The organism is Enterobacter sp. 03-F-07-AD-ECC (assembly GCF_047530935.1).
Classification (GTDB): domain Bacteria; phylum Pseudomonadota; class Gammaproteobacteria; order Enterobacterales; family Enterobacteriaceae; genus Enterobacter; species Enterobacter cloacae.
Window position 1 is genome coordinate 42,848 of record NZ_JBLKBZ010000016.1, and the last position, 19,968, is coordinate 62,815.

General features: G+C 56.3%; 18 protein-coding genes and 1 other annotated feature. Of the genes, 15 read left to right on the top strand and 3 right to left on the bottom strand.

Translation table 11 applies throughout. The annotated features are described in order from the left end of the window. Positions 1–401: 401 nt before the first annotated feature. The 4 genes from dnaA to gyrB are packed head-to-tail and all read left to right on the top strand — an operon-like array spanning position 402 to position 6,417. A complete protein-coding gene (gene dnaA / locus ACMWKA_RS19265) occupies positions 402–1,799 on the top strand; it encodes a chromosomal replication initiator protein DnaA (protein ID WP_014830027.1) in 1,398 nt (465 codons plus the stop codon). Positions 1,800–1,803: 4 nt separating this feature from the next. After that, a complete protein-coding gene (gene dnaN, locus ACMWKA_RS19270; RefSeq protein WP_008500170.1) occupies positions 1,804–2,904 on the top strand; it encodes a DNA polymerase III subunit beta in 1,101 nt (366 codons plus the stop codon). Beyond that, positions 2,904–3,977, top strand: coding sequence for a DNA replication/repair protein RecF (recF, locus tag ACMWKA_RS19275; protein WP_013094779.1), 1,074 nt, complete (start codon positions 2,904–2,906; stop codon positions 3,975–3,977). Before dnaN ends, recF begins: the two co-directional genes overlap by 1 nt. Before the next feature lie 28 nt (positions 3,978–4,005). Next, positions 4,006–6,417, top strand: coding sequence for a DNA topoisomerase (ATP-hydrolyzing) subunit B (gene gyrB / locus ACMWKA_RS19280; RefSeq protein ID WP_013094780.1), 2,412 nt, complete (start codon positions 4,006–4,008; stop codon positions 6,415–6,417). Positions 6,418–6,450: 33 nt separating this feature from the next. On the opposite strand, the gene ACMWKA_RS19285 is transcribed toward gyrB, so the two are convergent. After that, positions 6,451–7,386 (bottom strand): LysR family transcriptional regulator, encoded by a 936-nt coding sequence (locus tag ACMWKA_RS19285; RefSeq protein WP_040021119.1) that lies wholly within the window; start codon positions 7,384–7,386, stop codon positions 6,451–6,453. Positions 7,387–7,496: 110 nt separating this feature from the next. Between ACMWKA_RS19285 and ACMWKA_RS19290 the strand changes: the two genes are divergently transcribed. The 8 genes from ACMWKA_RS19290 (at position 7,497) to ACMWKA_RS19325 (ending at position 15,720) form a co-directional block, all read left to right on the top strand. Further along, complete coding sequence (locus ACMWKA_RS19290; RefSeq protein ID WP_013094782.1) at positions 7,497–8,522, top strand: zinc-dependent alcohol dehydrogenase family protein; 1,026 nt, start codon at positions 7,497–7,499, stop codon at positions 8,520–8,522. Between the two features lie 114 nt (positions 8,523–8,636). Then, positions 8,637–9,449, top strand: coding sequence for a sugar-phosphatase (gene yidA, locus ACMWKA_RS19295; RefSeq protein ID WP_020685441.1), 813 nt, complete (start codon positions 8,637–8,639; stop codon positions 9,447–9,449). A gap of 226 nt (positions 9,450–9,675) precedes the next feature. Beyond that, complete coding sequence (dgoR, locus tag ACMWKA_RS19300; protein ID WP_003861109.1) at positions 9,676–10,365, top strand: D-galactonate utilization transcriptional regulator DgoR; 690 nt, start codon at positions 9,676–9,678, stop codon at positions 10,363–10,365. Next, on the top strand, positions 10,362–11,240 hold the full coding sequence (locus tag ACMWKA_RS19305) for a 2-dehydro-3-deoxygalactonokinase (RefSeq protein ID WP_368267713.1): 879 nt from the start codon (positions 10,362–10,364) through the stop codon (positions 11,238–11,240). The genes dgoR and ACMWKA_RS19305 overlap by 4 nt, the downstream gene beginning before the upstream one ends. Further along, on the top strand, positions 11,224–11,841 hold the full coding sequence (locus tag ACMWKA_RS19310; RefSeq protein WP_058682147.1) for a 2-dehydro-3-deoxy-6-phosphogalactonate aldolase: 618 nt from the start codon (positions 11,224–11,226) through the stop codon (positions 11,839–11,841). Before ACMWKA_RS19305 ends, ACMWKA_RS19310 begins: the two co-directional genes overlap by 17 nt. Further along, positions 11,838–12,986, top strand: coding sequence for a galactonate dehydratase (gene dgoD / locus ACMWKA_RS19315; protein WP_414760519.1), 1,149 nt, complete (start codon positions 11,838–11,840; stop codon positions 12,984–12,986). Before ACMWKA_RS19310 ends, dgoD begins: the two co-directional genes overlap by 4 nt. A 116-nt stretch (positions 12,987–13,102) precedes the next feature. Continuing rightward, positions 13,103–14,440: an MFS transporter gene (locus ACMWKA_RS19320; protein WP_161496901.1), complete on the top strand. Its 1,338-nt coding sequence runs from the start codon at positions 13,103–13,105 to the stop codon at positions 14,438–14,440. Positions 14,441–14,490: 50 nt separating this feature from the next. Beyond that, positions 14,491–15,720, top strand: coding sequence for a DUF3748 domain-containing protein (locus tag ACMWKA_RS19325; RefSeq protein ID WP_262815530.1), 1,230 nt, complete (start codon positions 14,491–14,493; stop codon positions 15,718–15,720). Here ACMWKA_RS19325 and ACMWKA_RS19330 read toward each other — a convergent pair. Next, positions 15,717–16,049 (bottom strand): YceK/YidQ family lipoprotein, encoded by a 333-nt coding sequence (locus ACMWKA_RS19330; RefSeq protein ID WP_020685435.1) that lies wholly within the window; start codon positions 16,047–16,049, stop codon positions 15,717–15,719. The two genes, ACMWKA_RS19325 and ACMWKA_RS19330, sit on opposite strands and share 4 nt — an antisense overlap. A gap of 249 nt (positions 16,050–16,298) precedes the next feature. After that, positions 16,299–16,371: a sequence feature (ROSE (Repression Of Heat Shock gene Expression) occurs in the 5'-region of heat shock genes and acts as an RNA thermometer to modulate expression.), on the top strand. On the opposite strand from ACMWKA_RS19330, the gene ibpA reads away from it, so the two are divergent. From ibpA to ACMWKA_RS19345, 3 genes are all read left to right on the top strand, one after another. Beyond that, entirely contained in the window at positions 16,365–16,775 is a 411-nt protein-coding gene (gene ibpA, locus ACMWKA_RS19335) for a small heat shock chaperone IbpA (RefSeq protein WP_006177605.1), read from the top strand. Its footprint overlaps the feature before it by 7 nt. Positions 16,776–16,911: 136 nt before the next feature. Then, positions 16,912–17,340 carry a small heat shock chaperone IbpB gene (gene ibpB / locus ACMWKA_RS19340; RefSeq protein ID WP_058678970.1) on the top strand — a complete coding sequence of 143 codons (429 nt, stop codon included), beginning with the start codon at positions 16,912–16,914 and terminating at the stop codon, positions 17,338–17,340. A gap of 165 nt (positions 17,341–17,505) precedes the next feature. Beyond that, positions 17,506–19,167, top strand: a complete 1,662-nt coding sequence (locus ACMWKA_RS19345; protein ID WP_013094791.1) for a putative transporter — start codon at positions 17,506–17,508, stop codon at positions 19,165–19,167. On the opposite strand, the gene ACMWKA_RS19350 is transcribed toward ACMWKA_RS19345, so the two are convergent. Further along, positions 19,135–19,881: a GntR family transcriptional regulator gene (locus tag ACMWKA_RS19350; RefSeq protein WP_013094792.1), complete on the bottom strand. Its 747-nt coding sequence runs from the start codon at positions 19,879–19,881 to the stop codon at positions 19,135–19,137. The genes ACMWKA_RS19345 and ACMWKA_RS19350 overlap by 33 nt on opposite strands. Between the last annotated feature and the right edge of the window lie 87 nt (positions 19,882–19,968).

Below are 19,968 nucleotides of genomic sequence, written 5' to 3' on the forward strand. Positions count from 1 at the left end.
TCTCATCAACAAAGCGCAAGGATCGTCCTGGATCTTCGTTAGATCATTTAAGCAAAAAATTGTCTGTTCTCATTAAATTTTCCAATATGCGGGCTAAATCGTGGGGCACTCCCGCCAGGATCGTTTACACTTACCCGGTTTCGGATCTTCCTGTGGATAAATCGGGAAGAATCTGTGAGAAACAGAAGATCTCTGGCTCAGTTTAGGCTATGATCCGCGGTCCCGATCGGGATCCAGCGATCCTGGCCGGGCATAAACACAATATCGTTCAGGTTGTTTCAACGATGGCGTGTATAACCGCAGATAGCGGTTCGCACATCCCCCTCATTGGGTCATGTCGATGTGCGCCAACAATCATGAATATTCAATAGTTTTCTTTTATTGTTCGAGTGGAGTCCGCCGTGTCACTTTCGCTTTGGCAGCAGTGTCTTGCCCGATTGCAGGATGAGTTACCAGCCACAGAATTCAGTATGTGGATCCGCCCGTTGCAGGCGGAACTGAGCGATAACACGCTGGCTTTGTATGCGCCAAACCGTTTTGTGCTCGATTGGGTAAGGGACAAGTACCTTAATAACATCAACGGACTGCTGAATGATTTCTGCGGGTCAGATGCCCCGCAGCTGCGCTTTGAAGTGGGCACAAAGCCGGTCACCCAGACGGTGCGCGAAACCGTAAACGTGGCAGCGCCTGCTCAGGCGGCACCCGCTCCGGCTCCTCGCGTTGCTCCTGCTGCACGTCCGGGTTGGGATAATGTGCCTGCCCCGGCAGAACCGACCTACCGCTCTAACGTTAACGTCAAACACACCTTCGATAACTTCGTGGAAGGTAAATCGAACCAGCTGGCACGCGCGGCGGCTCGCCAGGTGGCAGACAACCCCGGTGGAGCCTATAACCCGCTGTTCCTCTATGGCGGCACGGGTCTGGGTAAAACGCACCTTCTGCACGCGGTGGGTAACGGCATTATGGCGCGCAAGCCAAATGCGAAAGTGGTGTATATGCACTCCGAGCGCTTCGTTCAGGACATGGTAAAGGCCCTGCAAAACAATGCGATCGAAGAGTTTAAACGCTATTATCGTTCTGTTGATGCGCTGCTGATCGATGACATACAGTTCTTTGCGAATAAAGAACGATCGCAGGAGGAGTTTTTCCACACCTTCAATGCGCTGCTGGAAGGTAACCAGCAGATCATTTTGACCTCGGATCGTTATCCAAAAGAGATCAACGGTGTGGAAGATCGTCTGAAATCCCGCTTCGGCTGGGGCCTGACCGTGGCGATCGAGCCGCCGGAACTGGAAACCCGCGTCGCGATCCTGATGAAAAAAGCCGATGAGAACGACATTCGCCTGCCGGGTGAAGTGGCGTTCTTTATTGCCAAGCGTCTGCGTTCCAACGTTCGTGAGCTGGAAGGGGCGCTGAACCGCGTCATCGCCAATGCCAACTTTACCGGCCGCGCGATCACTATCGATTTTGTGCGTGAAGCGCTGCGCGATCTGCTGGCACTGCAGGAAAAACTGGTCACTATCGACAACATTCAGAAGACGGTGGCCGAGTACTACAAAATCAAAGTGGCAGATTTACTGTCTAAACGTCGTTCCCGCTCGGTGGCGCGCCCGCGTCAGATGGCGATGGCGCTGGCAAAGGAGTTAACCAACCACAGTCTGCCGGAGATCGGCGATGCGTTTGGTGGCCGTGACCATACGACCGTGCTGCACGCTTGTCGCAAGATTGAGCAGTTACGCGAAGAAAGCCACGACATAAAAGAAGATTTTTCCAATTTAATCAGAACATTATCATCGTGACGCTATGAAATTTACCGTTGAACGTGAACATTTATTAAAACCGCTGCAACAGGTGAGTGGCCCATTAGGTGGCCGCCCAACGCTGCCTATTCTCGGAAACCTGCTGCTTCAGGTCGCGGACGGTACGCTGTCGCTGACCGGCACAGACCTGGAAATGGAAATGATCGCGCGCGTTACGCTGACTCAGCCGCATGACGCAGGCGCGACCACGGTTCCGGCACGTAAATTCTTTGATATCTGCCGCGGGCTGCCGGAAGGCGCAGAGATCGCGGTGCAGCTGGAAGGCGACCGCATGCTGGTGCGCTCTGGCCGCAGCCGTTTCTCCCTCTCCACGCTGCCTGCTGCGGACTTCCCGAACCTGGACGACTGGCAAAGTGAAGTCGAATTCACCCTGCCGCAGGCGACGATGAAGCGACTGATTGAAGCCACGCAGTTCTCTATGGCGCACCAGGACGTTCGTTACTATTTAAACGGCATGCTGTTCGAAACCGAAGGGGAAGAGCTGCGTACTGTGGCCACCGACGGCCACCGTCTGGCGGTCTGTTCCATGCCAATTGGCGACTCACTACCAAACCATTCGGTGATCGTGCCGCGTAAAGGTGTAATTGAGCTGATGCGTATGCTCGACGGTGGCGACACGCCGCTGCGCGTGCAGATCGGCAGCAACAACATCCGCGCTCACGTGGGCGATTTCGTCTTCACATCCAAGCTGGTTGACGGTCGTTTCCCGGATTATCGCCGCGTATTGCCGAAGAACCCGGACAAAACGCTGGAAGCGGGTTGCGATAGCCTCAAGCAGGCATTTGCCCGTGCGGCCATTCTCTCGAACGAGAAATTCCGCGGTGTACGCCTGTACGTAAGTGAAAACCAGATCAAAATCACCGCCAACAACCCGGAGCAGGAAGAGGCAGAAGAGATTCTGGACGTCACCTACGCCGGGGCTGAGATGGAAATCGGGTTTAACGTCAGCTACGTGCTGGACGTGCTGAATGCACTGAAATGCGAGAACGTTCGCATTCTGCTGACTGACTCCGTTTCGAGCGTACAGATTGAAGATGCCGCATCACAGTCGGCTGCGTATGTTGTTATGCCAATGAGACTGTAATGTCGCTCACCCGTCTGTTGATCCGCGACTTTCGCAATATCGAAAGCGCGGATCTCGCTTTATCCCCTGGCTTTAACTTCCTGGTTGGCGCGAACGGCAGCGGCAAAACCAGCGTGCTTGAAGCCATCTATACGCTCGGCCATGGCCGGGCGTTTCGCAGTTTGCAGATTGGTCGCGTGATTCGCCACGAACAGGAATCCTTTGTCCTGCACGGGCGTTTGCAGGGTGAGGAGCGGGAAACCGCCATTGGCCTGACCAAAGACAAGCAGGGCGACAGCAAGGTGCGCATCGACGGTACCGACGGCCACAAAGTGGCGGAGCTGGCGCTGCTGATGCCGATGCAGCTGATCACGCCGGAGGGGTTTACTTTACTCAACGGCGGCCCCAAATACAGAAGAGCGTTCCTCGACTGGGGATGCTTTCACAACGAAGCCGGTTTCTTTAACGCCTGGAGCAACCTGAAGCGTCTGCTTAAGCAGCGTAACGCCGCATTGCGCCAGGTCACGCGCTACGCCCAGCTGCGCCCGTGGGACATGGAATTAATTCCTCTTGCGGAACAAATCAGCCGCTGGCGTGCCGAATACAGCGCAGGCATCGCCGAAGATATGGCCGACACCTGCAAACAGTTTTTACCTGAATTTTCTCTCACCTTCTCCTTCCAGCGTGGCTGGGAAAAAGAGACGGATTATGCCGAGGTGCTAGAGAGAAACTTCGAGCGCGACCGTATGTTGACCTACACCGCGCACGGCCCGCACAAGGCGGATTTCCGCATTCGTGCTGACGGTGCGCCGGTAGAAGACACCCTGTCGCGCGGGCAGCTCAAGCTCCTGATGTGCGCGCTGCGCCTGGCGCAGGGGGAGTTCCTCACCCGCGAAAGCGGGCGACGCTGCCTGTACCTGATAGATGATTTTGCCTCGGAACTTGACGACGCGCGGCGCGGGCTGCTTGCCAGCCGCCTGAAAGCCACGCAGTCGCAGGTTTTCGTCAGCGCCATTAGCGCTGAACACGTTATGGACATGTCGGACGAAAATTCGAAGATGTTTACCGTGGAAAAGGGTAAAATAACGGATTAACCCAAGTTGAAATGAGCGAGAAACGTTGATGTCGAATTCTTATGACTCCTCCAGTATCAAAGTCCTGAAAGGGCTGGATGCGGTGCGTAAGCGCCCGGGTATGTATATCGGCGATACGGATGACGGCACCGGTCTGCACCACATGGTATTCGAGGTGGTAGATAACGCTATCGACGAAGCGCTCGCGGGTCACTGTAAAGACATTATCGTCACCATCCACGCCGATAACTCTGTTTCCGTACAGGATGACGGCCGTGGTATCCCGACCGGTATCCATCCGGAAGAGGGCGTGTCTGCTGCAGAAGTGATCATGACCGTTCTGCACGCAGGCGGTAAATTTGACGATAACTCCTATAAAGTCTCCGGCGGCCTGCACGGCGTAGGTGTTTCCGTGGTAAACGCCCTGTCGCAGAAACTGGAACTGGTTATCCAGCGCGAAGGCAAAATTCACCGCCAGATCTATCAGCACGGCGTGCCTGAAGCGCCGCTGGCCGTGACCGGCGATACCGAAAAAACCGGTACCATGGTGCGTTTCTGGCCGAGCCTCGAAACCTTCACCAACGTCACCGAATTCGAGTACGACATCCTGGCAAAACGCCTGCGTGAACTGTCGTTCCTGAACTCCGGCGTCTCAATTCGTCTGCGTGACAAACGCGACAACAAAGAAGACCACTTCCACTATGAAGGTGGTATCAAAGCGTTCGTTGAATACCTGAACAAGAACAAAACGCCAATTCACCCAAATATCTTCTATTTCTCTACTGAAAAGGACGGTATCGGCGTGGAAGTGGCTCTGCAGTGGAACGACGGTTTCCAGGAAAACATCTACTGCTTCACCAACAACATTCCACAGCGTGACGGTGGTACGCACCTTGCGGGCTTCCGTGCGGCGATGACCCGTACCCTGAACGCCTACATGGACAAAGAAGGCTACAGTAAAAAAGCGAAAGTCAGCGCCACCGGTGATGACGCCCGTGAAGGCCTGATTGCTGTTGTCTCCGTGAAAGTGCCGGATCCGAAGTTCTCCTCACAGACCAAAGACAAGCTGGTCTCCTCTGAGGTGAAATCGGCGGTTGAACAGCAGATGAACGAACTGCTGAGCGACTACCTGCAGGAAAACCCGAACGACGCGAAAATTGTTGTCGGTAAAATTATCGATGCAGCGCGTGCCCGTGAAGCGGCGCGTAAAGCCCGTGAAATGACCCGCCGTAAAGGCGCGCTGGACTTAGCGGGTCTGCCGGGCAAACTGGCTGACTGCCAGGAACGCGACCCGGCGCTGTCCGAACTGTACCTTGTGGAAGGGGACTCCGCGGGCGGTTCTGCGAAGCAGGGCCGTAACCGTAAGAACCAGGCCATCCTGCCGTTGAAAGGTAAAATCCTCAACGTTGAGAAAGCGCGTTTCGACAAAATGCTCTCTTCTCAGGAAGTGGCGACGCTGATCACCGCGCTGGGCTGCGGCATTGGTCGTGACGAATACAACCCGGACAAGCTGCGCTATCACAGCATCATCATCATGACCGATGCGGACGTCGACGGCTCGCACATCCGTACGCTGCTGTTGACCTTCTTCTACCGTCAGATGCCGGAAATCGTTGAACGCGGCCACGTCTACATTGCACAGCCGCCGCTGTACAAAGTGAAGAAAGGCAAACAGGAACAGTACATCAAAGATGACGACGCGATGGATCAGTACCAAATCGCGATCGCACTTGATGGTGCGACCCTGCATGCGAACTCCAGCGCTCCGGCACTGGCAGGTGAGCCGCTGGAGCGTCTGGTGTCTGAGTTCAACGCCACGCAGAAAATGATTGGTCGTATGGAGCGTCGCTATCCAAAAGCGCTGCTGAAGGAGCTGATCTATCAGCCAACCCTGACTGAAGCCGATCTGAGCAACGAGCAGGCGGTGACCCGCTGGGTGAACGCGCTGGTGAGCGAGCTGAACGAGAAAGAGCAGCACGGTAGCCAGTGGAAGTTCGACGTTCAGCAGAACGCGGCGCAGCAGTTTGAGCCGATTATTCGCGTGCGTACCCACGGCGTCGATACCGATTACCCGCTGGAGCACGAGTTTGTGACCGGCCCGGAATACCGTCGTATCTGCACTCTTGGCGAGAAGCTGCGTGGTCTGATTGAAGACGATGCGTTCATCGAACGTGGCGAACGTCGCCAGCCGGTGGCCAGCTTCGAACAGGCGCTGGAATGGCTGGTGAAAGAGTCCCGTCGCGGCCTCTCAATCCAGCGTTATAAAGGTCTGGGCGAAATGAACCCGGATCAGCTGTGGGAAACCACCATGGATCCGGAAAGCCGTCGCATGCTGCGCGTTACCGTTAAAGACGCGATTGCTGCCGACCAGTTGTTCACGACCCTGATGGGCGATGCGGTTGAACCTCGTCGTGCCTTCATCGAAGAGAATGCGCTGAAAGCGGCGAATATCGATATTTAATCGTTGTTATACAGCACGACTCAGGCCGCGCATTTAGCGCGGCTTTTTTTTTGGCTCAGGCATATCCAGCGACAGCACTGACGGTAAACGGCTGGCAAGCGTATCGATGGCAATTCTGACTCTGAGTGGCAGATGCGGCGTCTGTTGCCAGACTGCATGAACGTCGAAGCGTACGTCCGGCGCCTGCTTTAAAAGCGGGATGAGTTTCCCCTGCTGTATTTCTCTGCGGGCCATCCAGCAGGGCAACCATGCAATGCCGTATCCTGCCAGCGCTGCGTCGCAAATCGCCTGTAAATCATCCATATTGAGGGATGAGCGGGGAGTAAAGGTGTGCGATCTCCCTTCGTTATCCATCAGCTGCCAGGGTAACACTCTGCCTGCCCGCAGATAGTTAATGGCAGTATGGTGGGGTAAATCAGCAACGGTGTCTGGCTGACCGCTTTTTTGCAGATATTCTGGCGCAGCACAGAGCACCATGCGGTGTTCTCCCAGCCTTCTGGCGACCAGAACGCTACTGTCCTGCAGCGTGCCGTTGCGCACCGCCATATCAAACCCTTCCTCTACGAGATCCACCACGCGGTCGCTGAATGACATTTCCAGTTCAAGACCGGGATGTTCCTGCGCCAGTTCTATCAGCAGTGGCGCGACGCACTGGCGACCAAACAGCACCGGCATGGCCACACGCAGGCGGCCGCTGATCTGCTGCTTCCCCGTTTCCAGCAGCGATTCCGCGCCCCTAATCTCGTCCAGCGCGCGCAGGCAGCGCTCGTAAAAAAGCGCCCCGTTATCGGTCAGGCTTTGGCTGCGGGTGGTGCGGTGAAACAGTCGGACCCCCAGCCGCTCTTCCAGGCGAGCGATGCTTTTCCCCACCGCGGAGCGCGACAAATGCAGGCGGATCGCGGCCTGCGCAAAACTGCCCGCCTCCACGGCGGCCACGAAAACGGGAATATCCTTCAGCGTACTGGTCATGGATTGTTTACATTATGGCGTCAATAGTGGGAAAAGTTATCGCCACTGGCAACAAGGAGTCAACGGTAGACTGTCGATACTGAAGCTTATTTAACGGCAGGAGAAAAACGATGGCAGAGACAATGCAACGCTGGTCAATGAACGCTCTCGGACGGGAGAATCTTAAACTCACCCAGGAACCTGTTCCGAAGCCAGGTCCAGGCGAAGTGCGCGTGCGGGTGAATGCCGTTGCGCTCAACTATCGCGATAAAATGGTTATTGAAGGCATGATGCCGATCCCGCTTTCCTTCCCGTTCACACCGGCGTCTGACATGGCCGGCGTGGTGGACAGCATCGGTGAAGGCGTGACGCGTTTTCAACCCGGCGCTCGCGTCATCTCGACGTTCTTCCCGGAGTGGATCGACGGCAGGCCGCAGGCGGATGCCCGTCATTTGCCCTATAAAACGAGCGGAGGGTACTTCCCGGGGATGCTGGCTGAGTACGTGATCGTGAATGAAAACGGGCTGGTGGCCGCTCCGGAAACCCTGGATGACGTTGAGGCCAGCACATTACCTTGTGCAGGGCTAACCGCCTGGTTTGCGCTGGTGGAGCGCGGGAACTTGCGAGCCGGACAATCGGTGCTGGTACAAGGCACCGGCGGGGTGGCGATTTTCGCATTGCAAATTGCAAAAGCACTCGGTGCAGAGGTTTACGTGACTTCGGGGAGTGATGAAAAGCTGGCGCGGGCTAAAAAACTGGGAGCCGATCGGGGTATCAACCGGCTGAAAGGCGACTGGGCTGAAGCGCTTTTAACGCTGACTCAGGATCGCGGCATTGACCACATAATTGAAACCGTGGGGGGAGAAAACCTGCAGCACTCCCTGCGTGCCGTCGCCGTTCATGGACGCATCTCGGTGATTGGCGTGCTGGCCGGGAGCGAGATTACGCTATCAGCGGGTGAGTTGTTGCTGAAATCCCCGGTTATTCAGGGGATTGGTGTCGGGCATCGCCGTGCGCTGGAAGAGTTTGTCCGCGCCGTGGAGGTGACAGGGCTGAAACCGGTCATTGAGCAGCGCTACCGTTTTGACCAGCTGGAGCAGGCGCTGGAACACCTCGATCGCGGCGCGTTTGGTAAAATCGTCCTCACCCGCGAGTGAGTCAACGTTCCCCGGGATTGCGGAAAAAGGGGTTTTCTGTTGCGCAATGTAGCTCTATTTTTGTGTGCTTAATCGCGTTAGCATGAGGTAGCACTCATTTATCCCGGGGACCTCATGGCTATCAAACTCATTGCAATCGATATGGACGGCACGCTGCTGCTGCCAGACCACACTATCTCTCCAGCCGTTAAAAACGCAATCGCCGCGGCGCGCGCAAAGGGCGTGAATGTGGTACTGACCACCGGGCGTCCGTATGCGGGCGTGCACAGCTACCTCAAAGAGCTACACATGAATCAGCCGGGCGATTACTGCATCACCTATAACGGCGCGCTGGTGCAGAAAGCGGCGGATGGCAGCACGGTTGCGCAAACCGCGCTGAATTATGATGACTATCTGTTCCTGGAAAAACTGTCCCGTGAAGTCGGGTCTCACTTCCACGCGCTCGATCGTACAACGCTCTACACCGCTAACCGCGACATCAGCTATTACACCGTGCACGAATCGTATGTCGCCACCATTCCGCTGGTGTTCTGTGAAGCAGAAAAAATGGATCCGAACACTCAGTTCCTGAAAGTGATGATGATCGATGAGCCTGAGATCCTCGATAAAGCCATTGCGCGCATCCCGGCGGAGGTCAAAGAGAAATACACCGTGCTGAAAAGCGCACCGTACTTCCTCGAAATCCTCGATAAACGCGTCAATAAGGGCACCGGCGTGAAGTCGCTTGCCGACGCGCTGGGCATTAAGCCTGAAGAGATCATGGCCCTGGGCGATCAGGAAAACGACATCGCAATGATTGAATACGCGGGTATGGGCGTGGCGATGGAAAACGCCATCCCGTCAGTGAAAGAAGTGGCGAACTTCGTCACCAAATCTAACCTGGAAGACGGCGTGGCTTACGCGATTGAGAAATTTGTCCTGTCTTAGCAGTCGCCCTTAATCATCAGCCTCGGTTATCAACCGGGGCTTTTTTTGGCCCTGAGTTTATTGAATTGTTCTTTTTGTGATCTTGATTGTAGTACAACATTAACTGATTGTACTACATTGTCACCACAGCAAAGGCGAAAGGCCTCACGTTTGTACTGCAAAAGTGAGGCGAAATTCAGCGGTCGCGGTAAAGTAGTGATGGACTTACAGAGCACAAGGACTCTCCATGACTCTCAATAAAACCGATCGCATTGTCATCACGCTGGGTACACAGATTGTGGGTGGCAAATATGTTCCCGGCTCGCCGCTGCCGGCAGAGGCAGAACTGTGTGAGGAGTTTGAAACCTCCCGCAACATCATCCGGGAAGTGTTCCGCTCGCTGATGGCAAAGCGGCTGATTGAAATGAAACGCTATCGCGGCGCGTTTGTTGCCCCGCGTAACCAGTGGAACTACCTCGATACCGATGTTCTGCAGTGGGTACTGGAAAACGATTACGACCCGCGGCTGATTGGCGCCATGAGCGAGGTACGAAACCTGGTAGAACCGGCTATCGCCCGCTGGGCGGCAGAGCGCGCCACCTCAGGTGACCTGGCGCAGATTGAGTCGGCGCTGAACGACATGATCGCCAATAACCAGAATCGTGAGGCATTTAACGAGGCGGATATTCGCTACCACGAGGCGGTACTGCAGTCGGTGCATAACCCGGTGTTACAGCAGCTTAGCGTGGCGATCAGCTCGCTACAGCGAGCAGTATTTGAACGTACCTGGATGGGTGATGAGGCCAATATGCCAAAAACGCTCCAGGAACATAAAGCGCTGTTCGATGCGATACGGCATCAGGACGGCGATGCGGCAGAGCAGGCGGCGCTCACCATGATTGCCAGCTCAACACGAAGGCTGAAGGAAATCACATGACATCACGCTACATCGCAATTGACTGGGGATCGACCAATCTGCGCGCCTGGCTGTACCAGGGCGAGCAGTGCCTGGAGAGCAGGCAATCAGAAGCAGGCGTGACGCGTCTGAACGGAAAATCCCCCGAGGCGGTGTTAGCAGAGGTGACACAAAACTGGCGCGACAGCGCCACGCCCGTGGTGATGGCGGGGATGGTGGGCAGCAACGTGGGCTGGAAAATCGCGCCTTATCTGCCTGTTCCTGCCCTTTTCTCCGCCATTGGCGAGCAGTTAACGTCCGTTGGCGACAATATCTGGATTGTTCCCGGTTTGTGCGTCTCGCGCGACGATAACCAAAACGTGATGCGCGGTGAAGAGACACAGCTGCTCGGTGCGCGCACGCTTTCTCCTTCTTCTGTCTACGTCATGCCCGGCACGCACTGCAAGTGGGTCCAGGCAGATGCAGAGCATATCCACGATTTTCGCACCGTAATGACCGGCGAATTGCACCATTTGTTGCTTAATCATTCGCTGTTGGGGGCCGGTTTACCGGAGCAGGTTCCGTCGCCGGAGGCGTTTGCTGCTGGCCTTGCTCGTGGGATCGCTTCTCCTGATGTTTTGCCGCAACTTTTTGAGGTTCGCGCCTCGCACGTGCTGGGAAATCTCCCGCGCGAGCAGGTCAGCGAGTTTCTTTCTGGCCTGCTGATTGGCGCAGAAGTCGCCAGCATGCGCGAGTTCGTCGGGCGCGAGCAGGCTGTCACGATTGTCGCTGGTGCAGCGCTGACGTCGCGCTACGAGCAGGCGTTTCGCGCGATTGGCCGTGAAGTATCTACGGTATCCGGTGACACGGCATTTCAGGCAGGAATAAGGAGCATCGCTCATGCAGTGGCAAACTAGTCTTCCCCTTATCGCAATCTTGCGCGGCATTACCCCCGACGAGGCGCTGGCGCACGTCGGTGCCGTGATCGACGCCGGATTCGACGCGGTGGAAATCCCGCTCAACTCCCCCGAATGGGAAAAAAGCATTCCGACAGTGGTAGAGGCCTTTGGTGATAAAGCGCTGATTGGTGCTGGAACCGTCTTGCAGCCGGAGCAGGTGGAGAGGCTGGCAAAGATGGGCTGCAAGCTCATCGTCACCCCCAACATCAACCCCGAGGTGATCCGCCGCGCGGTGAGCTATGGGATGACCGTGTGTCCAGGATGCGCGACGGCAACCGAAGCCTTTACCGCCCTCGAGGCGGGTGCGCAGTCGCTCAAAATTTTCCCCTCTTCGGCCTTTGGTCCTGACTATATCAAAGCACTGAAAGCGGTCTTGCCCGCCAGCGTGCCGGTCTTTGCCGTGGGCGGCGTGACGCCAGAAAACCTGGCGCAGTGGATTAACGCCGGTTGTGTGGGCGCGGGGCTGGGCAGCGATCTCTATCGCGCCGGACAGTCCGTTGAGCGTACCGCGCAGCAGGCGGCAGCATTTGTGAAAGCGTATCGAGAGGCAGTGCAATGAAAATAACCAAACTCACCACGTACCGTTTACCCCCGCGCTGGATGTTCCTGAAAATTGAAACCGATGAAGGCGTGGTTGGCTGGGGTGAACCGGTGATAGAAGGGCGCGCGCGCACCGTGGAGGCCGCGGTGCATGAGCTGGGGGAATACCTGATTGGTCAGGATCCGGCACGCATTAACGACCTGTGGCAGGTGATGTACCGGGCGGGCTTTTATCGCGGCGGTCCAATCCTGATGAGCGCCATCGCCGGTATTGACCAGGCGCTGTGGGATATCAAAGGCAAAGTGCTGAATGCCCCGGTCTGGCAGCTGATGGGCGGCCTGGTACGCGACAAAATCAAAGCCTACAGCTGGGTGGGTGGCGACCGTCCTGCGGAAGTGATCGACGGCATTACGCAGCTGCGCAATATCGGCTTCGATACTTTTAAGCTCAACGGCTGTGAAGAGATGGGCGTGATTGACAACTCGCGCGCGGTGGACCGGGCGGTGAATACCGTGGCGCAAATCCGTGAAGCTTTCGGTAACGAGATTGAGTTTGGTCTGGACTTCCACGGACGCGTCAGTGCGCCAATGGCCAAAGTGCTGATTAAAGAGCTGGAGCCCTATCGTCCGCTGTTTATTGAAGAGCCCGTCCTGGCCGAGCAGGCGGAGTACTATCCAAAACTGGCTGAACAGACCCATATTCCTATCGCCGCGGGTGAGCGTATGTTCTCGCGCTTCGAGTTCAAACGCGTGCTGGAGGCAGGCGGTATTGCGATCCTGCAACCGGATCTCTCCCATGCGGGCGGTATCACCGAATGCTACAAAATTGCCGGGATGGCAGAAGCCTACGATGTGGCGCTGGCACCGCACTGTCCGCTGGGGCCCGTTGCGCTGGCGGCCTGCCTGCACATGGATTTTGTCTCCCGCAATGCCGTGTTCCAGGAACAGAGCATGGGTATTCACTATAACAAGGGCGCGGAATTGCTCGACTTTGTGAAAAACAAAGAAGACTTCAGCATGGAAGGCGGTTTCTTCAAACCATTAATGAAGCCGGGCCTTGGCGTAGACATTGACGAAGCCAAAGTCATTGAGCTCAGTAAAAATGCGCCGGACTGGCGTAACCCGCTGTGGCGTCATGAAGATGGCTCCGTAGCCGAGTGGTAAATCGCCGGATGGCGCTACGCTTATCCGGCCTACTCTCTCGTAGGCCCGGTAAGCGAAGCGCCACCGGGCAATAAAAACGTACATACAAAAATATAACCCTCTGTAAATTACAGGGCATGGTGAGCGGCTTCGCTATGCCCAAAATCTGGAGACAGATTGCGATGGATATTCCAGTTACTGCTACAAAGACCGGGCGTCGCCGCTACCTGACGCTAATCATGATCTTTATTACCGTGGTCATTTGCTATGTTGACCGCGCCAACCTTGCTGTGGCCTCGGCCCATATTCAGGAAGAGTTTGGGATCACCAAGGCGGAAATGGGCTACGTCTTCTCGGCGTTCGCCTGGCTCTATACGCTCTGCCAGATCCCGGGCGGCTGGTTCCTCGACCGCGTGGGGTCGCGTTTGACCTATTTCATCGCCATTTTAGGCTGGTCCGTGGCGACCCTGTTCCAGGGCTTCGCGACCGGGCTGATGTCGCTGATTGGCCTGCGTGCTATCACCGGCGTTTTCGAGGCACCTGCGTTCCCCACCAACAACCGTATGGTCACCAGCTGGTTTCCGGAGCATGAACGTGCCTCTGCGGTGGGCTTTTACACCTCCGGGCAGTTTGTCGGCCTGGCGTTCCTGACCCCGCTGTTAATCTGGATCCAGGAGCTGCTAAGCTGGCACTGGGTGTTTATCGTCACCGGTGGGATCGGCATTATCTGGTCCCTGATCTGGTTCAAGGTCTATCAACCGCCGCGTCTGACAAAAAATATCACCAAAGCGGAGCTGGACTACATCCGCGACGGTGGCGGCCTGGTAGACGGCGATGCGCCAGTGAAAAAGGAGGCGCGTCAGCCGCTGACCCGCGCGGACTGGAAGCTGGTCTTCCATCGTAAGCTGGTGGGGGTTTATCTCGGTCAGTTTGCGGTTACGTCGACGCTGTGGTTCTTCCTGACCTGGTTCCCGAATTACCTCACCCAGGAAAAGGGGATTACCGCGCTGAAGGCGGGCTTTATGACCACCGTGCCGTTCCTTGCCGCATTCTTTGGCGTGCTGCTCTCGGGCTGGCTGGCTGATAAGCTGGTCAAAAAAGGCGTCTCATTAGGTGTTGCGCGTAAAACGCCGATTATCTGCGGGCTGCTGATCTCAACCTGTATCATGGGCGCCAACTACACCAACGATCCGGTGTGGATTATGACCCTGATGGCGCTCGCGTTCTTCGGCAACGGTTTTGCCTCTATCACCTGGTCGCTGGTGTCGTCTCTGGCGCCGATGCGTCTGATTGGCCTGACCGGTGGTGTGTTTAACTTCGTCGGTGGACTCGGCGGGATCACTGTGCCGCTGGTCATCGGCTACCTGGCGCAGGACTACGGCTTTGGCCCGGCCCTGGTCTACATCTCCGCCGTGGCGTTGATTGGCGCGCTCTCCTACATCCTGCTGGTCGGCGACGTGAAACGAGTAGGCTAATCCCTTCGGATGTTTTACCCTGATGCGATAACTGCGCATCAGGGTATCCCATGAAACAAATCACCTTTGCTTCCCGCAACCACCAGCTCACCAATACCAATACCTGGACACCGGACAGCCAGTGGCTGGTCTACGATGTGCGCCCGTCCGGGGCATCGTTCACCGGCGAAACCATAGAGCGGGTAAACGTCAGTACGGGCGAGGTTGAGGTGATTTATCGTGCCACGCACGGCGCGCATGTCGGGGTGGTGACCGTTCATCCTGCACAAGACAAATACGTCTTTATCCACGGCCCGAAAAACCCGGATGCAGACTGGCAATACGATTTTCACCATCGCCAGGGCGTGATTGTCCATAACGGCCAGGCGAGCAACCTCGATGCCATGGATATCACCGCGCCCTATACCGCAGGCGCACTCCGTGGCGGCAGCCATGTACACGTCTTTAGCCCGAACGGGCAGTTCGTCAGCTTCACCTATAACGACCATGTGTTGCATGAGCGCGATCCAAAGCTTGATTTACGTAACGTTGGCGTCGCCGCACCGTTTGGCCCGGTCATCCCGCAGGGCAACCATCCTCATGAATATCCGGGCACCTTCTGGAGCGTGCTGGTAAGCCGCACGACGCCGAACCCACAGCCGGGCAGCGATGAGATCAACCGCGCCTATGAAGAGGGCTGGGTGGGCAACGGCAGGCTGGCGTTTATTGGCGATACCCTGTCTGTGAAAGGCGAAAAAGTGCCTGAACTGTTTATTGTCGATCTGCCCAAAGACGAGCAGGGCTGGAAACAGGCAGGCGATGCGCCATTGCAGGGCACGCCAGAGACGATGCCAGCACCGCCTGCTGGCGTGCTGCAGCGCCGTCTGACCTTTACCCATCAAAAGGCGTATCCGGGGCTGGTGAACGTGCCGCGCCACTGGGTGCGCAGCAACCCGCAGGGTACGCAGATTGCTTTTCTGATGCGTGATGATAACGGCATTGTCCAGCTGTGGCTGATCTCACCGGAGGGGGGCGAGCCGCGTCAGTTAACGCATACCGAAAGCGGTATCCAGTCGGCATTCAACTGGCATCCTTCGGGCGACAGTCTGGGATTTGTGCTGGAAAATCGTATCGCCTGCTGCGACGCGCAGACCGGAGAGGTCACGTTTTTGACGTCCGATCACGGCAATCCGCCGTCTGCCGATGCGGTCGTCTTTTCCCCGAACGGGCGCGCTATTGCATGGATGGAGGAGAAAGAGGGTTTCCGCCAGCTGTGGCTAACGGAAACCGCACAGGATTAGCGTCGCGGCATCTCGGCGGGCGGGATAACGGCGTTGGTTGCCAGATTTTGCTGCTCGCTTTTCTCAACGCGCGAGCGTACGGAGCTGTCCGTGCGGAACATATCCCAGGGCAGCAAAAGCGTATCGGCCACTGCCGTGAACGGCATATCGAGGATCACCAGGGATTTGGTGCCCCAGTTCGTGTCATCATCGGAGATCATCGCCGCGCTGGCGCGCGTCCCCGGATATGTTCCTTCTTTACCGCCGGTGTGAGACATCACGCTCGAACACCCGCAAAGTAAAACCACCCCGCTGAACATCGTCAGCTTAATCAGAACATTTTTCATCATCACTCAGTCATCGTTAATGGCACTGCATAGATCTGCAACTCTGGGTTATAGCGAGCCTTGTTGAAAATGAATAGCCCAATAACCCCGCACTGTGGCAGCCATCGCAATTTAACCCTTTGTGCTGTTGTCCCAGTCTAAGCGAGAAGCACAAAAGTGCAAAAAAAAGTGCGAACGTCGCGGTTGAAAACACCGGTTCCAGACCCATTTTAAGAATGTAACCCGATAACGAGCACGCCTGATGGGTGTTCGGGGGGCGCAATGGCCTGTCCATGGTGGAAGGCTAAAATTTCTCGCTGATTTCAGGAGCTTTTATTTATGCGTAACTTCGATCTTTCCCCGCTATACCGTTCTGCAATTGGTTTTGACCGCCTGTTTAATCATTTAGAAAATAACCAAAGCCAGAGCAACGGCTACCCTCCATACAATGTTGAGCTGGTTGATGAAAACCACTACCGCATTGCCATTGCTGTCGCCGGTTTTGCAGAGAGCGAACTGGAGATCACCGCGCAGGACAACCTGCTGGTGGTGAAAGGTTCACATACGGCTGAGCAGAAAGAACGTACCTACCTTTACCAGGGCATTGCCGAGCGCAACTTTGAACGCAAGTTCCAGTTAGCGGAGAACATTCATGTTAAAGGCGCGAACCTGGTCAACGGTCTGCTGTTTATCGAGCTGGAACGTGTGATTCCGGAAGAGAAAAAACCGCGCCGTATCGAAATTAATTAATGCCGCGGGTCGCGTCAGCGGCCCACTCAGAATTGCTTGCCGAACCGGGAGCATATGCGAATCCACAAGGATTTGCAGGAACAACTGTGCACAAAAATAAACTGTGCCGAACTCGCTTCTCAGAAGGAGATTTAGTATGCGTAACTACGATTTATCCCCCCTGCTGCGTCAGTGGATTGGTTTTGACAAACTGGCTAGCGCCCTGCAAAGCACCACTGAGCACCAGACGTTTCCGCCGTACAACATCGAAAAAAGCGACGATAACCACTATCGCATCACGCTGGCGCTGGCCGGGTTCCGCCAGGACGATCTGGATATCCAGCTCGAAGGCACGCGTCTGACCGTGAAAGGGTCGCCGGAAAAACAAGAAACCGAGACCAAATGGCTGCATCAGGGGTTGGTGACTCAGCCGTTTACCCTGAGCTTTACCCTGGCAGATCATATGGAAGTCTCCGGCGCGACCTTTACCAACGGGTTGCTGCATATTGACCTGGTCCGTAACGTGCCGGAAGCCATCGCGCCACAGCGTATCGCCATTAGCGAGCGGCCGGCGCTGAATAGTTAATGCTGTGCGGGCTGGTGCCCTCACCCCCGGCCCTCTCCCACAGGGAGAGGGTGAAAAGTTAAAGCCCTGCCCCGGCAGGGCTTTTTTGTGCGCCATCACCCATACAACGCCCTTCACCTCTGAGAGAATCCTTAACATAACTAAGGTTATGCAAGGAAGTGGATCATGAGTGATATCGCGTTAACCGTCAGCGTGTTGGCCCTGGTCGCTGTTGTTGGATTATGGATTGGCAACATCAAAATCCGTGGCGTCGGGTTTGGGATCGGTGGGGTGCTGTTTGGCGGCATTTTTGTCGGGCACTTTGCTGACAAACTCGGGCTGGTTCTCAGCGCCGATATGCTCCACTTTACGCAGGAGTTCGGCCTGATCCTCTTCGTCTATACCATCGGCATTCAGGTCGGGCCGGGCTTTTTTGCTTCCCTGCGGGTTTCCGGATTACGCCTCAATCTGTTTGCCCTCGGCATCGTCGTAATGGGCGGGCTGGTCACCGCTATCCTGCATAAACTCTTCGCAATTCCGCTGCCCGTGGTGCTGGGCATTTTCTCCGGGGCCGTGACTAACACGCCCGCGTTGGGGGCGGGCCAGCAAATTCTGCGCGATTTAGGTATCGAACCCGGCATTGTCGACCAGATGGGGATGAGCTATGCGATGGCTTATCCGTTCGGGATTTGCGGCATTCTGCTCTCCATGTGGCTGGTTCGGGTGCTCTTTCGCATTAACGTCGACAAAGAGGCGAAGGACCACGAAACCACGCTCACCAACGGCCATATGCCGATCAAAACCATCAACATCCGCGTCGATAACCCCAATCTGAACAACATGGCGATTCAGGACGTGCCGATCCTGAACAGCGCCAATATCATCTGCTCGCGCCTTAAACGTGACGAGATGCTGATGGTGCCCGCGCCTGGCACCATTATCCGGCAAGGCGATCTGCTGCATCTTGTCGGGCAGCCCGGGGATTTAAACAACGCGCGGCTGGTGATTGGTCAGGAAGTGGATACCTCGCTCTCTACCCGCGGCACCGACATGCGCGTGGAGCGTGTGGTGGTAACTAACGAGCACGTTCTGGGCAAGAAAATACGCGATTTGCAGGTAAAAGAACGTTACGACGTGGTTATCTCTCGTCTCAATCGCGCCGGTGTTGAACTGGTCGCCAGCCCGGAAGCCAGCCTGCAGTTCGGCGATATTCTTAACCTGGTCGGGCGTCCGTCGTCCATTGACGCCGTGGCGGATATGGTCGGTAACGCCCAGCAAAAGCTGCAGCAGGTGCAGATGCTGCCGGTGTTCATCGGAATCGGGCTGGGCGTGCTGCTTGGCTCCATTCCGCTGTATATACCGGGGTTCCCGGTGGCCCTCAAGCTGGGTCTGGCGGGCGGGCCGCTGATTATGGCGCTGATCCTTGGGCGAATCGGCTGTGTCGGTAAGCTCTACTGGTTTATGCCGCCGAGCGCCAACCTGGCGCTGCGCGAGCTGGGCATTGTGCTGTTTCTGGCGGTCGTCGGGCTAAAATCCGGTGGCGATTTTGTCGATACCCTGGTCAGGGGGGAAGGGATGAGTTGGGTCGGCTACGGCATCTTCATCACCGCGATCCCGCTGCTGACGGTCGGCATACTGGCGCGAATGTTCGCTAAAATGAACTATCTGACGCTGTGCGGCATGCTGGCGGGGTCAATGACGGATCCACCGGCGCTGGCCTTTGCCAATAGCCTGCACGCCACCAGCGGCGCGGCGGCGCTGTCGTACGCTACGGTCTATCCGCTGGTCATGTTCCTGCGCATCATCACCCCGCAGCTACTGGCGGTGCTGTTCTGGGGGATGAGTTAGCAGGTCGTCCGGGTGGATGCGCCGCAGATGGTAGTCCACCTGGTAATCACTGGTATTTCGGAACATCACGGAATAGTTAAGGAACTCGCCGCTGTCGCTGTAGGAGAGAGAGGTAATACGCAGCAGCGGCGTTTGCTCCGGCAGGTTCATGTAACCAGCGAGTTGTTTATCGGCCAGTACCGGCGTCAGGCTCTCGTAATTGCCGCTGATTGTAATTCCACACTCCTTCTCGATGTAATCAAACTTTGACCCTTCCAGATGCGCCAGCGAGAGGTTGCGAAACAGCTTCACGGGCATAAAGCTGTCCTCCAGCATCAGCGGTTTTCCGTCCACGTAGCGCACCCGGCGGGAAAAGTAGATCCGCTCATCCACCTGGATCCGCAGCTGGCTGGCGATGGCGGGCGGGGCGGGCATCACTTCAAACTGCAACACCTTGCTCTGTACCTCTTTGCCCTGCTGACGCAGTACCTCCACCAGCCCGGTGAGGTTGGTGGTTTCATGATGCACATCTTTGCGTGCTACAAACGTCCCGCTGCCGTGCCGCCGCTCAACCAGCCCCCAACTCACCAGCAGATCCAGCGCCTTGCGAATGGTCATGCGCGCCACGCCAAACTCCTGCGCCAGCGCTTTCTCACCCGGAATGGGGCTGCCGATGTTGTAGTCCGATGAATTCAGCCGTAGCCGTAATCGATCGGCAATGGATTTGTAGATCACCAGTAGACCTCTCTGACCGTATCAGGGCGTGGATTGCATCCTGACATGTCCATATTTACAGCGGAAAGTAGACCTGATTGGTCAAAA

Coding starts and splice junctions, on each gene's coding strand:
- dnaN (WP_008500170.1), top strand. CDS start 1,804: ATGAAATTTACCGTTGAACGTGAACATTTATTAAAACCGCTGCAACAG.
- recF (WP_013094779.1), top strand. CDS start 2,904: ATGTCGCTCACCCGTCTGTTGATCCGCGACTTTCGCAATATCGAAAGC.
- gyrB (WP_013094780.1), top strand. CDS start 4,006: ATGTCGAATTCTTATGACTCCTCCAGTATCAAAGTCCTGAAAGGGCTG.
- ACMWKA_RS19285 (WP_040021119.1), bottom strand. CDS start 7,386: ATGACCAGTACGCTGAAGGATATTCCCGTTTTCGTGGCCGCCGTGGAG.
- ACMWKA_RS19290 (WP_013094782.1), top strand. CDS start 7,497: ATGGCAGAGACAATGCAACGCTGGTCAATGAACGCTCTCGGACGGGAG.
- yidA (WP_020685441.1), top strand. CDS start 8,637: ATGGCTATCAAACTCATTGCAATCGATATGGACGGCACGCTGCTGCTG.
- dgoR (WP_003861109.1), top strand. CDS start 9,676: ATGACTCTCAATAAAACCGATCGCATTGTCATCACGCTGGGTACACAG.
- ACMWKA_RS19305 (WP_368267713.1), top strand. CDS start 10,362: ATGACATCACGCTACATCGCAATTGACTGGGGATCGACCAATCTGCGC.
- ACMWKA_RS19310 (WP_058682147.1), top strand. CDS start 11,224: ATGCAGTGGCAAACTAGTCTTCCCCTTATCGCAATCTTGCGCGGCATT.
- dgoD (WP_414760519.1), top strand. CDS start 11,838: ATGAAAATAACCAAACTCACCACGTACCGTTTACCCCCGCGCTGGATG.
- ACMWKA_RS19320 (WP_161496901.1), top strand. CDS start 13,103: ATGGTGAGCGGCTTCGCTATGCCCAAAATCTGGAGACAGATTGCGATG.
- ACMWKA_RS19325 (WP_262815530.1), top strand. CDS start 14,491: ATGAAACAAATCACCTTTGCTTCCCGCAACCACCAGCTCACCAATACC.
- ACMWKA_RS19330 (WP_020685435.1), bottom strand. CDS start 16,049: ATGATGAAAAATGTTCTGATTAAGCTGACGATGTTCAGCGGGGTGGTT.
- ibpA (WP_006177605.1), top strand. CDS start 16,365: ATGCGTAACTTCGATCTTTCCCCGCTATACCGTTCTGCAATTGGTTTT.
- ibpB (WP_058678970.1), top strand. CDS start 16,912: ATGCGTAACTACGATTTATCCCCCCTGCTGCGTCAGTGGATTGGTTTT.
- ACMWKA_RS19345 (WP_013094791.1), top strand. CDS start 17,506: ATGAGTGATATCGCGTTAACCGTCAGCGTGTTGGCCCTGGTCGCTGTT.